Genomic DNA, 14479 nt, shown 5'->3' with positions numbered 1-14479 from the left:
CAAGAATCCCCACCATCAACTGAAGGAGCATAGGAAATGGGACTCAACGATAATACTGTTCACTGGGATCGTGTGCAGAAAGGTGTCGAGCGTGCTGAGGGGCGTCTGATTTGGCGTCCGTATGGTTTTCCCGAGATCATCGACCCGTCGCACTCGTATTTCCATGAGGGTGAGATTCAGCCTAAGTGGGATGTGTCCGACAAGATTGTCGTGCAGTCGGCGATCACGGGTGCGTTCTATACCCGGAATGCGAACCCTAATCAGCCCATTACGACTGAAGAGATACTGAAAGATGCGCAGGAGTGTGCTCGTGCTGGTGCGAGCGCGATCCATTTGCATATGCGCGGCGATAACGGCTATAACGTGCTTGATCGTGACCGTTTCAAGGCGGTTGTGAACCCGCTGCGTGAGGAGTTCCCGGGCATTTCAGTTGATGGCTGCTATGTGACGGCGCTTCCGGGTGAGTGGGAAGAGATGAAGCTTGCGATTAAGGACAAGATCCTTGATGGTGTGCCTGTGAACACGGCGGTGCTGTATAACGGGGATGCGTTGTTTGCGAAGCCTGCGCCGTTGATGATTGAGAAGACGCGTCTGATTCTTGAGGCTGGTGCGGCGCCGGTTGTGGCGGTGTATACCGATGCTGATGTGAATAATGCTGATCGTTTCTTGTTCCGCAGTGGTTTGTTGGGTCCGGGCCAGGTGTGGTGCGTGTTGCCTTCTATCCCGGGTGCGAGCCCGATGGAGAACCCGCATCAGATGTTCACGGGTCTGTTGCGGATGGTCGAGCTCGTGCGCGACGTCGACCCCGAGGCGAAGATCTTCGTCTGCGCCGCAGGCCGCGCTTCGGTGTTCCTCGCGACCGCCGCCGCGCTGCTCGGCCTGCACATCCGAGTCGGCATGGAGGACACGGTGTGGAAGTACCCGCACAAGGACGAGAAGCTGACGTCGAATCTCGAGGCCTTCCTGCAGATCAAGACGATTGTCGAGTCGCTGGGTCGCGAGGTTGCGACCCCGACCGAGTACCGCGAGATTATGGGCGTGAAGCCGCTCGTCTGACTCTCGAATGGCCGAGGGTGAGCGGTGGCGCCTACCGGTGCGCCACCGCTCAAAACCAGCCGCAGATAGAGCTGTTTCTGTATCTGAACGTGGTTGTTCTCCGCCAGCAGCTTACCGGTGCTGAAAACCGTTTGTCATCAGTTCAAAATCTCAAAACGCTACGGAGAATACGATGGCCTTGAAACTGAACCAAAGCGCGGCGGAAGCGCTCGACAGAGTGGTGCAAGACGGCATGACGATCGCCGTCGGTGGCTTCGGCCTGTGCGGGGTTCCCCACAACCTGATCGTGGCGCTGCGCGACATGGGTGTGAAGGACCTCACGATCGTCTCCAATAACATGGGCGTCGATGGCAAGGGTCTCGGCCTGCTGCTTGAAAACCGGCAGGTGTCGAAAGTGCTGGGCTCGTACGTCGGCGAGAATAGGCTCTTCGCCGAGCAGTACCTGAGCGGTGCGCTCGAGGTCGAGTTCGTGCCACAGGGCACCCTGGCCGAGCGACTGCGCGCAGGCGGCGCTGGCATCCCTGCCTTCTACACGCCGACAGGCGTCGGCACGCCGATCGCCGAGGGCAAGCCCGAGGCCGAGTTCGACGGCAAGCGCGCGATCCTCGAACGCGGCATCGTGGCCGACGTCGCGCTGGTTCGCGCGCACACGGCCGACCGTGAGGGTAATCTGCGTTACCGGCTCACGGCCCAGAACTTCAACCCGCTCGTCGCCATGTCGGGCCGAGTCACCGTCGCAGAGGTCGAGCATCTGAGCGATGACTACCTTGATCCCGAGCGGATCGACACCCCCGGAGTCTTCGTCCAACGCATCGTACGAGTCGAGGATCCAGTGAAGGACATCGAGCAACGAACCGTTCGTGCTCGCGAGACTGTGGAGGCCTGAGATGTGGACGCGTGACGAGATGGCCGCGATCGCAGCCTCGGAGCTTGAGGACGGGCAGTACGTCAATCTGGGGATCGGGATTCCGACCCTCGTGGCCAACCACCTGCCCGAGGGCGTTAGCGTGATGCTGCAGAGTGAGAACGGGATTCTTGGCATGGGCCAGTTCCCCTACGAAGGCGACGAGGACGCCGACCTCATCAACGCGGGCAAGCAAACGGTGACGCTCATACCCGGTGCCGCAATTTTTGATTCGGCGACCTCCTTCGGCATGATCCGCGGCGGTCACGTACAGACCGCGATCCTCGGCGCGCTGCAGGTTGCGGGCAACGGTGATCTCGCGAACTGGACGATCCCGGGCAAGCTCGTGAAGGGCATGGGCGGCGCTATGGATCTCGTCGCCGGAACACCGCGGGTGATCGTGATCACCGATCACGTCGCGAAGGACGGGTCGCCCAAGATCGTCGCCGAGTGCGACCTGCCGCTTACGGGAGTTGGAGTAGTTGATCGCATCATCTCCGACCAAGCCGTATTCGACATTGTCGACGGGACGCTAGTGCTGAAGCGCATCGCCCCGGGGCATGATGAAGAGGAGATCCGCGCCACCACGGGAGCCGCATTCACCGTTGACCTCGAGGAGAGCAACTGATGACCGCATTCATCGTCGGATACGCCCGCACCCCCTTCGCCCGCTTCACCGGGCAGCTGGCCGCCCAGCCCGCGACCGTGCTCGGCGCGCACGCGGCGAAGGCCGCCCTGGAGCGCGCGGGCATCTCGCCCGACGCCGTCGACGCCGTCTTCGTGGGCCAGGTGCTGCAGGGAGGCGCGGGCCAGAACCCGGCCCGTCAGACCGCGGTGGGGGCCGGGATCCCTCTGAGCGTCCCGGCGATCACGCTGAACGCCGTATGCCTCTCCGGCACGGAGGCCGTGTCGCAGGGGGTGCGCCTCATCAACGCGGGCGAGGCGGACGTGGTGGTCGCCGTTGGCCAGGAGTCGATGTCGCTCGCCCCGCACGTGATCCCGATGCGCGCTGGCACCAAGTACGGCACGGCCCAGCTGGCCGACACTGTGGACCACGACGGCCTCTCCGACGCCTTCGAGCGCACGGCCATGGGTGCTCTCACCGAGGAAGGGAACACCCCGCTCGGCCTCACCCGCGAGGAGCAGGACGCCTTCGCGGCGGCCTCTCACCAGCGGGCCGCCGCCTCGGCGGACTTCCTCGCGGGGGAGATCGCCCCATTCACCGTCTCCTCGCGCCGCGGCGACACCGTGGTCGACGCGGACGACGGGATCCGGGCCGGCACCACGGCCGAGACTCTCGCGGGCCTGCACCCCGCGTTCGCGAAGGACGGCACGATCACGGCGGGCAACGCATCGCAGATCACGGACGGCGCGGCGGCGCTCGTGCTCGTGAGCGAGGCGACGGCTGAGCGGCTCGGCCTGGCCCCGATCGCCAGGGTGGAGGCGGCCGCGTTCGTCGCGGGTCCCGATGTCCAGCTGCACTCGCAGCCGGCTCGGGCCATCGAAGCGGCGCTCGCGAAGGTCCCGGGAGGCGCGGCGGCGTCCGAGCTCGCCGCCGTCGAGATCAACGAGGCGTTCGCCGCGGTCGGAGTACATTCGAGTCGTGAGCTGGGCCTCGATCCCGCGCTCGTGAACGCGCACGGCGGTGCCATCGCGCTCGGTCACCCGATCGGCGCGTCCGGCGCTCGCATCGTTGGCACGCTCGCACGGCAGCTGGCCGAACTCGGTTCGGAAGCGCTGGGCGCTGTCGGAATTTGCGGCGGCGGAGGACAAGGCAGCGCGGTCGTGCTGCGGGCGGTGTAACCGCCCAGTGGACCGGGGCTGTCGCATACTTCCGGCGGAACTCGATCCCATTTGTGAGCCGGATGGACCCATCTAATGAGCGAGAAGATAGCGGAGGAACTGGAATGTCCGTAAATCTAATGGCAGTGTTTTGGCCGTCAGAAGGTGCCGAGGTTGATCTCGAGAACGCGCTACGAGCCTCAATCCCAGCAGTGCACGAGGAACCGGGATGCGTTCTCTATGCGGTTTTTCATGCTGACAACGGTTCGTTTGTGCTTCTTGAGAAGTGGGAATCTGAGGAGCTCCTCCATCGCCACTCTGGAGGTTCAGCGGTGGCTGAACTCAGCGAAGCCGTGGAGGCGCACCTGGCATCAGAGCCAGAAGTAGTCAGGCTCCTGGGTATTCCTGTCGGAGATACTGACCGCGGCATTTTTGACAGTGTTTGAAAAGTGAAGTTGGGATCGCAGCAGGGACCACCCGGAGTCTCTGATGCTACGCCTTTCAAGACTGGCCGGGTTTATCGGGAAATCTGTGTGTGACTGCTGCGGCGTGAGCCGCGCGGAAAGACAAATCATGCGCGGAGCATGGTCCTGACAACGACAACTGATGACAGCGAGAAGATCGATCCGTGAACGGGAAACGCCTTTGCGTCACCACATGACATGACGGCGGTCGCGGATCAACTATTCGCGGCTGTGCGTGAGCAGCGACTCGTGTCAACCACGGCCGAATTCTGAACTCACGCGTGAATTGACCGGCTCGAACGGCCCGCAGACGAGGCCTAATCGGCAGGTGCTGCAGTCCGCAATCCGCGCGGAGCTGACCGCGCACATCGGCGATGACAGCGTGGATCCTGTGGAAAAGCACGTGACGAACAGCCTGAACGAGTCGACATCCAACAAAGTGCACAGCGAGGTGGCCGAGGTTCGGGGCCTCGTGCCAGCGGAGCGAGAACACCTGCTTTACCGGTTTGATTTCCGAGAACCGGATCTTCTGCGCAATAACGACGTGCTCGACGGCGAGGTCGAGTCCACCGTACCCGGAGAATAGTGACCCGACACCGAGCGGCGCAGAGCAGGTGGGCAGTGCTGGGGCTTCTCGCATCGGGACTCCGTGTGATATGGGCTTCCAGCCCGCGCGTTTAGCGCTGCCGGATTGTCACCTCTTAGGTGCCCCAGTGTTCACCAGCCGCTTCTTACCCTGCGCAGATCCCGCACCACTAAGCTCCGCCAGCCGGTCATCCCAGTCCATCCCACCGAGGCCCCTGCCACTCAGCTCTCACGCGTCTTGCATCTGCGGTCTGAGTGAGCATTATTCGCCCCAAAAGTCACCCGCTGCTCGCTCTGATCCGCTTGCCGCGTCGTAGCTGACTGCGCGCACCTTCTTCTTGACTGAGTCCCAGCGAGGAAGGACGCACGCCATGAGTACGAGAACGCCGAGATACCAGCCAGCCCAATTCGTACCCTCGGGGTTGGGAGTCGGGCACGCCGGAACGCAAGGCCAGGTTCGTGAACGCCCTGATGCGGTTCATCGCCGCCGACTGCCCGCGTGAGCGCTTCACCCGCCCCCTGTACGAAGGCCTGTCAACTCATGGCTACTTCGGGTTCATCGCCCACCACAACCTCGACGGTTTCTACGAAGCCCAGCTCTCCACGCCAGACCGACGTGCGCGCTTCCTCCACGATCTTCGCCAAGACTGCGAACGCGATGCCAACCGCGACCGGCCCGAACTATGGAGCGACGTGAAGCGCATGCTCGCCGAACGACTGCAACCCCAAGAGTTGCCGATGCAGGCGCGGCGGTTGCTGACGCCCCAGCCAAGGCGCACCGCGCTAAAAAAGCCTGCCGATCCGACGCTCTTCTGACTTTGACCGGGGTTGCGCGGCGACAGAGCGCAACCCCGCACGCAATTCCATATGTTTTAGAACGCCGGGTACTTCCAAATCGAGAAAGCAGTAGTGCTGTGGCTTTCCAAGCCACTCAGCGGTTTGTAGCTACGCGATTGCCTCGCAGAGCGATGAGGCGAGGCGAATAGCGGTGCGGGCGTCGACCTCAGCAACAACAACGCGCTGTCCAACCTTCAGAGGGGAGTCTGGGACTGACCGAAGGTACCTCTCGTCTACGAGACCGTCAGCGTGCATATGCACATGCCGACCTGCCCAGAGCCGGAGAAGCGTTGGCCACTCCACCCCCTCAGCCTCACGAACGTTGATCCCAAGATGTTCAACGAACAGGTCGGCCAGATCGTCCAGACGTTGGAAGATGTTGCCTTTGCCTTTGAGTAGAACGCTCGCATTCGTGGCACGAGCGTTGAACGTCGCCGAAGCAACGGCTTCAATGATGCCGACGACGTGACCGATCGTGTCCACGTAGAGCCGATCGAATACCCCTTGTTCGCGGAGAACCGCGCGTTGCGCCTCGGGGATATCGCTGAGTGCGTCGAGTTTCGCCGTTTCTGCGGCGAGCGCGTCTGTTGCGACATCTCGTGCAGTGAGGGGGCCGCTGACCGGACAGAAGCGGTGCTCGCCGAAGACGGCGTACCTGGTTTTGCATGTCGGACATACACGTTCGCGCACCAGACGCTCCTCGTCGATGCCAGGGAGCGGTTCGGGATAGAAAGGTTTGGAACGATAGGTGAACTTCACGAATCGATTGCTACGTGTAGACCGAGCAAGTGAGCCGAACGACGAGTCCAAGGCTTGGCCAATCAGTTGCATGGCGAAGTCTTGCGCCGCCCTCATCGCTCTGTCCCGCTGCTGCTGGGTCATGAAGTCGCCGTGGTCATCGACATGTCCGCAGTATGCGCAAGTCAGCTTCAGATCATCTGGCAGAGCCTCGTAGTCCGCACTGTGGATACGGAAAAGCTGTTCGCAAGACGGACACTGGCGACCGAAGTAGCCATGCTCATCCGCAGGGATGGATACGCGGAAGGTCTCGTTTCCATCTGAGTCGCGCCCCTCGTAGCTGGCGCCTTCTGCCATTCGGTAGTTCACTCTCCGAGTATCTCAGCTGGGTACGACATCGCTACGGGGTTCGCTACGGGACACCTGACTGGTGTGACGGTTTCGATGCGGGTGATGAGCGCCGGCGACGGCTACAAGTACCTCCTGCGCTCTGTTGTCACCGGCGATGGAGACCGCTCGCTGTCCACCCCGCTCACGCGCTACTACTCCGAGGTCGGGAATCCTCCCGGGAGGTGGCTCGGTGCCGGTGTCGCGCAGCTAGCCGGCGGGCAGATCGCGGTCGGGGATGAGATGTCGGAGGAGCAACTGCAGCTGCTCATTGGCATGGGCCGCGACCCGGTGACCGGTGATCCGCTCGGGCACGCCTACCCGGTCTACTCGACCCCGGCACAGCGCATCGAAGCCCGGATCGAAGCCCTCGATCCCGACCTCGGCCCGGCCTCCCGCGCGGAGGCCGTCGCACTGATCGAGGACGAGGAACGACGCCGGGGTACAAGGAAGGCCGTCGTGGGGTACGACTACACGTTCTCGTTGCCGAAATCGGCATCGGTGCTGTGGGCGGTCGCAGACGCGGGCACGCAAGCCCTGATCGCTGACGCGCACCATGCAGCGATCAGTGAGGTGATCGAGTTCATGGAACGCGAGGTCGCCGCCACCCGCGTCGGCTCGACCGGCGCCGACGGCGGCGCGGTCGCCCAGGTCGATACCTTCGGCATCGCGGCGACCGCCTACGATCACTACGACTCCCGCGCCTCCGACCCGCACCTGCACACGCACGTCGTCGTATCGAACAAATTGCGGACGGTGCTCGACGGGCGATGGCGGTCGCTCGACGGCCGCCCCATGCACGCCGCGACCGTCGCACTGTCCGAGTTGCACGAGGCGATCATCGCCGACCACCTCACCAGGTTGCTCGGCATCGAATGGGAAGCCAGGGAGCGTGGCCGGGACCGGAACCCGACGTGGGCGATCAAGACGGTGCCGGAAGAACTCGTGCTCGAGTTCTCGACCCGCTCCCATCAGATCGACGCTGCGAAAGATCGCCTCATCGCCGACTACGTGCAGCGGCACGGGCGTCAGCCGTCGGCGGCGACGGTCATCAAGCTCCGCGCGCAAGCGACCCTCGAAACCCGGCCCGAGAAGAAGGTTCGTTCCCTTGCCGACCTCACGGCCGAATGGCGCAAGCGAGCCACGAGGAAGCTGGGCCGCGATGCCGGTGCGTGGGCGCGCGAAGCGATCCCCGCCAGCACCGTGCGGGTGCTGCGGGCGGATGATATGCCGCTCGACCTGATCGAAGCGATCGCACACAACGTGGTCGAGGCCGTGGGAGCGAAGCGGTCGACGTGGCATCGGTGGAACCTGACGGCGGAGGCGGCGCGGCAGACGATGGAGTACCGGTTCGCGACGACCCGCGACCGGGAGGCCGTGACCGGGCTGGTCGTCGATGCAGCCGAGCGCGCCTCGCTGCGCCTCACCCCGCCGGAGCTGGCCTCGACCCCGGCACGGTTCCAGCGCTCTGACGGCATGAGTGCGTTCCGGCCCCGCCACTCAGGCCTGTTCTCTTCAGCGGAACTGCTGGAAGCCGAAGCGCGGCTCTTGGAGCGTTCCCACACGATGACCGCACCGACGTTGCCGCTCGCGGTGATCGAGCGGGTGACGGGCGCACCGGATCGGGACGGGCGGATGCTCGGCCCCGACCAAGCCGACGCCCTCACCAAGATCGCCGTATCGGGCAGGACGCTCGACCTGCTCGTCGGCCCCGCCGGGACCGGGAAGACCACCGCCATGAACGCCCTTCGCCACGCTTGGGAACAGCAGCACGGCACAAGCTCGGTGATAGGGCTCGCACCGTCGGTCGTTGCAGCGGAAGTCCTCGCCGATGACCTCGGCATTCAGACGGAGAACACCGCGAGATGGTGGACACTGCACCAGATAGGGCGTGCCGAGTTCCGGGCGGGGCAACTGGTCATCATCGATGAAGCCAGCCTCGCCGGCACTCTCTCGCTCGACCGCATCACGAACCTCGCCGCCGACGCCGGGGCGAAAGTCCTGTTGGTCGGCGACTACTCCCAGCTCCAAGCCGTCGAAGCCGCCGGAGCTTTCGGACTCCTCGCCGGCGACCGCGCCGATACCCCCGAGCTGTTCACGATTCACCGGTTCTCGAACGAGTGGGAGAAGCGCGCGTCGCTCGGGCTCCGCCTCGGCCACACCGCCGTCATCGACACCTACCAAGACGCTAGCCGCATCACAGGCGGCGACACCGAGGATATGACCGCGCGGGCGTATGAGGCGTGGCGGGCTGACCGGGAGGCGGGGATCGCGTCGATCCTCGTCACCGACGCCGCCGAATCCATGACCGCCCTGAACCTCCGCGCCCGCGCCGAACTCATCCTCACCGGCGTCGTGAAACCCATCCGCGGAGAAGTCACCCTCGACGGCGGCGCGACCGCCGCGGTCGGAGATGTCGTCATTACTCGGAAGAATCGGCGGGATCTTCGCTCAGGCTCGACCTGGGTACAGAACGGCAACCGGTGGACAATCACGAAGGTCCGGTTCGACGGCTCCGTGACGATCCGCCCCACACGCCGTGATCGTGGCGGGTCGATTGTGCTGCCCGCCGACTACGTCTCCGAACACCTCGACCTCGGCTACGCCGTCACCGCCTACCGCGCCCAAGGCGTCACCGTGGACACGTCGCATGTGCTGGTCGACCCCTCAATGACCCGGGAGAACCTGTACGTCGCGCTCACACGTGGAAGAGACGGGAACCACGCCTACGTCACCGTCGACGCACCCGACGACGCCCACCAGCATCCGCACGAAGCCGAAGATCCAGAGGAGGCAGCACGGCGCGTACTCTTCGGTGTGCTCAATCACTCGGGGGTGGAGTTGTCGGTGCACGAGACGATCGAGCGGGAGCAAGAACGGTGGGGGTCGATCCGGCAGCTCGCGGCCGAGTACGAGACGATCGCCACGGAAGCTCAACACGACCGCTGGGCCACCCTCATCCAGGTATCCGGCCTCACCACCTCGCAGGTCGATGCCGTGCTCGACTCCGATGCCTTCGGCGCCCTCGCCTCGGAGCTCCGCCGCGCCGAAGCGAACCACCACGATGTTGACCGGCTCTTCCCGCGCCTGGTCAAAGCCCGCGGCTTCGATTACGCCGACGACATTGCCTCCGTACTGCACTGGCGCCTCGCGACCGCCACCGAGCACCCCGCTAGCGGCGGGCGTGCGGCGCAGGCGCCGCGGTTGATCGCGGGTCTGATTCCCGTTGCCGGCGGGATCACCGAGCCGGACTTGCGGCGGGCGCTCGCGGAACGGCACCAGCTCATCGAACAACGCGCCACCACCCTCGCCGAGCAAGCCGCCGCAGACACAGCACCGTGGGTGCGGGCGCTCGGGGCGCGGCCTGATGATCCGCGGAAACAGGAAGCCTGGACGCGATATGCGCGCACGGTCGCCGCATACCGCGACCGCTACGACATCACCAGTGACGACGCCCTCGGCCCGGACGCGGACGGGATCGCGCAGAAGATCGACCAAGCCCGCGCCGCACAAGTACTCCATCGCGCACGAGCACTCACCACCCAGTGGACACGCCCGAAGGCCGCTGCGAACGCGCTGATCCGCCGCGGCGGACGGTCGTTGTAGGCGACCCGAGGGTTCCACTTCTCAATGGCTCGACGTACAGTAGAAGGGCAGCGGCAGAAACCTGCATGACACATTTCGCCTCCGGGCCGGGCCTTAGGGTCACCTCCAATAGCGCCGCTACCTACAGCAGTGCGCTATTGAGAGGAATCATCATGTTGGGCTTCATCGTCTCGGGAGTCGCGGTCGTGGTCTCCGCACTGAACCGCTATGTTCCCAGTTTCCGGCTCATTCAGCGGATCGTTCACCGTCGCGACAGTCACAAGTGGGGCGCTCCCGCGATGCTGATCGCGGTGCCCTACTTCCTCGTCGCGAACATCTTCAAAGGCATTCTGGAGGACGGAGGGCACGCCTTGTTCAGCGTGCCGCTCCTGTGGTGCCTCGTGATGGGGATCTCGTTCCTCGTGCTCGGTCCGATCAGCTTGCTGCTGATCGTAAGGGCCCGGATGAAGGAGGCCGTCAACCGATGGAGGGCACGAACATCGAGCGCGAGGTAGGTGCTGCTTCGGTCGCCGCGTGTACCGATGCCAGGTAATGCGCCTTCATCGGCCTGGCTCCGTTTTTGACAGACGAGCGGAGCGATCTAGCGCCGGTTAGGTCTTGTCAGTCTCAGAAGTGGCCCGGATTTCACGGACGAGTGCAACTGCCGGCCGAACGACGTTGAGGACTGTCAGCGCGCCGATAAAGGCCGTCACCTGGCCAAGTGCCAAAATCACGCTGGAAATAAGGCCCATATAAGGCAAAACCTGACCAAGGAAGAACAACGCGCCGGACAGCACTCCGAAAAGCGCAGTGAAGTAGGCAACGCGAAGCAGGGTGTCGAGAAGCTCGACATAGAGAGCCGACCGATCCTTTGCGAGGGCTGAAACTCGATCTCGGAAAACTACATCCTGCTGAGCCCGTTTTGCGGCGCTGCGCTCGGAACGGCGATCAACTAGCTGTTGAATCCGAGGAGAGATCAGGTTCACGATGATGCCGAGCGGAATCGCGAAAAGGGCGCCTAGCGCTACCCCCTGCCACATCTCGGACATGTGCACTCCTCGGTTCTAGTTAGGGTTCTCGCGACGCAGACCGGCGACGCCCTACAAAGGTACTGGCTGGGGGCGGACGCGACCGACGCCTTGGATCCTCTGCCTCGGACGAGAAGCCCTCGGCAGCTAGTTACAACGTATCTCCAATCCGGGTGCAGCTTCTGGTGGCATGCCTTCTTCGTGCAGAAGGGCCCCTGTTTGGGGCCACGATAAGCGTCTGGGTGAGTCGATGTTCTTCGAGGTCGGGGTCACCGAAGCCGGGCGAGCCTTGAGGAGCGAGCTTGCCTGAGCAAGGCCATGGTACCTGCGCTTCATGGGGGCGTCCGCCTTTGCGACTCCTGCCTCCTGGCGCGGTCGGATTCCGAGCCGATCGCGTGTGTCGCCGCGACCGCTGTGCCTAGTGCAAATGACTCTGCAATGATGGGAGGCATGGGAATCTTCGATGGACTCGATGAGGAGAACCTAGCAGACACGATTACAGATCCAAAGAGGCTTTTCCGTGCTCTGGCGAAGCCTGCGGGGTCACCGTACAAGTTCCCGCATGACATTCAGACCGAGGTGTGGGACAGATGGTACCCGCGGCGAGAAGAACCTGACTTGATCGTCAAGATGAACACTGGCAGCGGTAAAACCGTGATCGGACTCTTGATGTTGAAATCATCGCTCAACGAGGGAATCGGGCCGGCAGTTTTCCTTGTCCGCGACAAGCAGTTGCAGAAGCAAGCGCAGGAAACAGCTACACGTCTAGGGATCTTGTGGGCCGCAAAGGCAGATGATCCGCTTTTTCGTCAGAGCGAAGCGATTCTGATTGCCCCGGTTCACGCGATGTACAACGGAAAGTCTGTCTTCGGGGTCCGTGGCTCGGGGTGGGGTACCCTCCCCGTAGGGGCGATCGTGGTCGATGACGCCCACGCCTGCATCCCGATCATTGAGCAGCAGTTCTCACTCCGGATCAGACAGGGAACAGAGGCGTATCGCAGACTGTTCGCCTTGTTTCAAAATGCACTCAAGGAGCAGTCTCTGTCTGGACACTCTGGTCTGGTGAGCGGAGAAGGGAGCGTGGCGGTGCCGGTGCCGTACTGGGATTGGCAGCATCATATTGAAGAAGCCTTCAATATCCTCAGTTCATCGGACCCAGACAAGTTCGTTTGGCCGTTGATCCAAGACCAGTTGAAGCTGTGCGACGTAGCCGTTACTCCGACGGAGATCGAGATCCGGCTTCCCCTGCCAGATCTCTCGGCGGTTCCCTCGTTTGCTGATGCTGCCCGGAGAATCTACATGACTGCGACGCTCGCGGATGACTCAATCTTGACGACCCACATGAACGTTGAACCCAGCTGTGTTACCGCGCCGATCATTCCGGCGTCTGCCAGCGACCTGGGTGACAGAATCATCTTGACGCCTCTCCAGACGAGTAGAGACATTACTCGCACGATGGTTCTCGAGAAGCTCAAGGCATGGGCCGCCAACTATAACGTGGTGGTGATCGTTCCTTCTCGCAAACGTGCTGACGAGTGGCGGCATATGACGTCGGAGGTGCATGATAAGGAGACGATTGAGCAAGCCGTCCAGCGGTTGCAGAGCGAGCACGTTGGCTTGGTCGTCCTCGTCGCAAGGTATGACGGATTGGACCTGCCAGGCGACGCGTGCAGAATCCTAGTGCTTGACGGTCTCCCAGAGATCAATTCACCATGGGAGCGCGTCGAGCTGGAGATGACTCTCGATGCGGAGGATCTCAATCAGCGCCAGATTCAACGCATCGAGCAAGGAATGGGACGCGGAGTACGTGCTACAGACGACTACTGCGCGGTAGTACTACTCGATCCGCGGCTTGTAGACCGTCTCTATCTTGCGTCCGCGGTAAATGGGCTTTCGCCGGCGACGCGTGCACAGTACGAGCTGTCGGCGGCCTTCTCGAAGCGGGGGCGCGGCAAAGGTATCGAGTTCTTCGAAGAAGCAGTGAGCGCGTTCTTGGGCCGTGAATCTGGGTGGACAAGCGCAAGCAAGCGGGCTCTGGAAGGCGTGACCTATGACTCCCTCGAAGCTGTGCCCGTCAGGGCCTCAGGAGAACGAACTGCATTCGAACATGCTCTAGCAGGCAGGTACATGGAAGCCAAGCAAGCGTTGGACCCAGCAATTCGAGCGGCGAAGAAGGGCGCAATTCGTGGGTGGGAGAAGCAGCGAGCCGCGAGCTATCTGAATTGCGTGAATGCGGTGGACGCTCGGGCTCTTCAGAAGTCGGCTCGGCTTGACAACAGTCGGCTCCTGAAGCTTGGCAATGACATCAAACTTCCCCGTTTGACCTCGCTCGGCAACCAGGCCGCAGCCGTCGCTACATACCTCACCGACAAGTTCTCATCCGCTGAAGCTCTTCAGATCAGCGTTGAAGCGATGCTGCGGGACCTCATCCCCAGTGAGGAGCATGGAAGCTACACGCGGTTCGAAGCTGCCATGGAGCAGCTCGGCCTGCTGCTCGGCTTCGCGTCATCACGCCCAGACAGGGACAGTCGTATCGGACCAGACAACCTATGGGCGATCGGGGACGATCGGTTCTGGGTGCTAGAAGCAAAGAGTGAGGCGACCGCAACTGAGATATCTCGGGATAACCTTGAGCAGCTCACCCACTCTGCGGACTGGTTCGAGCGCGACTATTCGGATCCCCGATACAGTTACACGCCCATTCTGATTCATCCCTCAGCGCTGCCAATGGTTGATGCCGTGCCGCGCCAGAACGCGCGAGTCATCACCTTCGACGACCTCGCCGGGCTCCGTGAAGCAGTCAAAGCGTTTGTCGGAGCTATCGCGTCGCCGAGCGCAATGCGCGACGAGGCGGTGATTCGGGAGAACCTTAGCCACCTCCACCTCTCGGCGGGACAGCTGGAACAGAAGTGGACGCGGCCCTTCGCATCGCGATGACTCACCCAGCGAGGCCCGGCGTTCCCGCATAGAACTGGCGGCGCCAGCCTTACGGGGTCCGACCTCGACTGATAGCACTCTCTGTGCGCAAGTCACGGTTGTGCGGCCTGCCAGGCTGCGCCTACAGGTGCACTCAGCCGAGGATGCCACATTGAGTCTGGTGTTCTGTCTGCCTG

Annotated in this window: 12 protein-coding genes; 10 read left to right on the top strand and 2 right to left on the bottom strand. The window is 62.9% G+C overall.

Annotated features, from left to right (window positions below):
* Positions 1–36 precede the first annotated feature (36 nt).
* From AMS67_RS06925 to AMS67_RS06900, 7 genes are all read left to right on the top strand, one after another.
* The gene (locus AMS67_RS06925; RefSeq protein ID WP_053386674.1) at positions 37–1056 is read left to right on the top strand and encodes a 3-keto-5-aminohexanoate cleavage protein; all 1020 of its coding nucleotides are present in this window, start codon (positions 37–39) and stop codon (positions 1054–1056) included.
* A 172-nt stretch (positions 1057–1228) separates the two neighbouring features.
* Positions 1229–1942: a CoA transferase subunit A gene (locus AMS67_RS06920; RefSeq protein WP_053386673.1), complete on the top strand. Its 714-nt coding sequence runs from the start codon at positions 1229–1231 to the stop codon at positions 1940–1942.
* A 1-nt stretch (position 1943) separates the two neighbouring features.
* Positions 1944–2588 carry a CoA transferase subunit B gene (locus AMS67_RS06915; RefSeq protein ID WP_053386672.1) on the top strand — a complete coding sequence of 215 codons (645 nt, stop codon included), beginning with the start codon at positions 1944–1946 and terminating at the stop codon, positions 2586–2588.
* Positions 2588–3763, top strand: coding sequence for an acetyl-CoA C-acyltransferase (locus AMS67_RS06910; RefSeq protein WP_053386671.1), 1176 nt, complete (start codon positions 2588–2590; stop codon positions 3761–3763). Before AMS67_RS06915 ends, AMS67_RS06910 begins: the two co-directional genes overlap by 1 nt.
* Before the next feature lie 62 nt (positions 3764–3825).
* Positions 3826–4188, top strand: coding sequence for a putative quinol monooxygenase (locus AMS67_RS18220; RefSeq protein ID WP_370726585.1), 363 nt, complete (start codon positions 3826–3828; stop codon positions 4186–4188).
* A gap of 346 nt (positions 4189–4534) precedes the next feature.
* A complete protein-coding gene (locus tag AMS67_RS06905) occupies positions 4535–4792 on the top strand; it encodes a hypothetical protein (RefSeq protein ID WP_053386670.1) in 258 nt (85 codons plus the stop codon).
* A 458-nt stretch (positions 4793–5250) separates the two neighbouring features.
* Positions 5251–5607, top strand: a complete 357-nt coding sequence (locus AMS67_RS06900) for a hypothetical protein (protein ID WP_053386669.1) — start codon at positions 5251–5253, stop codon at positions 5605–5607.
* A 129-nt stretch (positions 5608–5736) separates the two neighbouring features.
* On the opposite strand, the gene AMS67_RS06895 is transcribed toward AMS67_RS06900, so the two are convergent.
* A complete protein-coding gene (locus AMS67_RS06895) occupies positions 5737–6735 on the bottom strand; it encodes a hypothetical protein (RefSeq protein ID WP_156316559.1) in 999 nt (332 codons plus the stop codon).
* A gap of 75 nt (positions 6736–6810) precedes the next feature.
* Between AMS67_RS06895 and mobF the strand changes: the two genes are divergently transcribed.
* On the top strand, positions 6811–10359 hold the full coding sequence (gene mobF, locus AMS67_RS06890) for a MobF family relaxase (protein ID WP_442354827.1): 3549 nt from the start codon (positions 6811–6813) through the stop codon (positions 10357–10359).
* A 152-nt stretch (positions 10360–10511) separates the two neighbouring features.
* Complete coding sequence (locus AMS67_RS06885; protein WP_053386666.1) at positions 10512–10853, top strand: hypothetical protein; 342 nt, start codon at positions 10512–10514, stop codon at positions 10851–10853.
* 96 nt (positions 10854–10949) lie between these two features.
* On the opposite strand, the gene AMS67_RS06880 is transcribed toward AMS67_RS06885, so the two are convergent.
* Positions 10950–11387, bottom strand: a complete 438-nt coding sequence (locus AMS67_RS06880; protein WP_053386665.1) for a hypothetical protein — start codon at positions 11385–11387, stop codon at positions 10950–10952.
* 429 nt (positions 11388–11816) lie between these two features.
* Between AMS67_RS06880 and AMS67_RS06875 the strand changes: the two genes are divergently transcribed.
* A complete protein-coding gene (locus AMS67_RS06875; RefSeq protein ID WP_053386664.1) occupies positions 11817–14303 on the top strand; it encodes a helicase C-terminal domain-containing protein in 2487 nt (828 codons plus the stop codon).
* The last annotated feature ends 176 nt before the right edge of the window (positions 14304–14479 follow it).

It is taken from the genome of Leucobacter japonicus (assembly GCF_001273855.1).
GTDB classification, from domain to species: Bacteria; Actinomycetota; Actinomycetes; order Actinomycetales; family Microbacteriaceae; genus Leucobacter; species Leucobacter japonicus.
This window is presented reverse-complemented; position numbering and strand designations above follow the sequence as displayed.

Bases quoted from the DNA above. Each gene is read 5' to 3' on its own strand.
- AMS67_RS06925 (WP_053386674.1), top strand. From the start codon at position 37: ATGGGACTCAACGATAATACTGTTCACTGGGATCGTGTGCAGAAAGGT.
- AMS67_RS06920 (WP_053386673.1), top strand. From the start codon at position 1,229: ATGGCCTTGAAACTGAACCAAAGCGCGGCGGAAGCGCTCGACAGAGTG.
- AMS67_RS06915 (WP_053386672.1), top strand. From the start codon at position 1,944: ATGTGGACGCGTGACGAGATGGCCGCGATCGCAGCCTCGGAGCTTGAG.
- AMS67_RS06910 (WP_053386671.1), top strand. From the start codon at position 2,588: ATGACCGCATTCATCGTCGGATACGCCCGCACCCCCTTCGCCCGCTTC.
- AMS67_RS18220 (WP_370726585.1), top strand. From the start codon at position 3,826: ATGGACCCATCTAATGAGCGAGAAGATAGCGGAGGAACTGGAATGTCC.
- mobF (WP_442354827.1), top strand. From the start codon at position 6,811: ATGCGGGTGATGAGCGCCGGCGACGGCTACAAGTACCTCCTGCGCTCT.
- AMS67_RS06885 (WP_053386666.1), top strand. From the start codon at position 10,512: ATGTTGGGCTTCATCGTCTCGGGAGTCGCGGTCGTGGTCTCCGCACTG.
- AMS67_RS06880 (WP_053386665.1), bottom strand. From the start codon at position 11,387: ATGTCCGAGATGTGGCAGGGGGTAGCGCTAGGCGCCCTTTTCGCGATT.
- AMS67_RS06875 (WP_053386664.1), top strand. From the start codon at position 11,817: ATGGGAATCTTCGATGGACTCGATGAGGAGAACCTAGCAGACACGATT.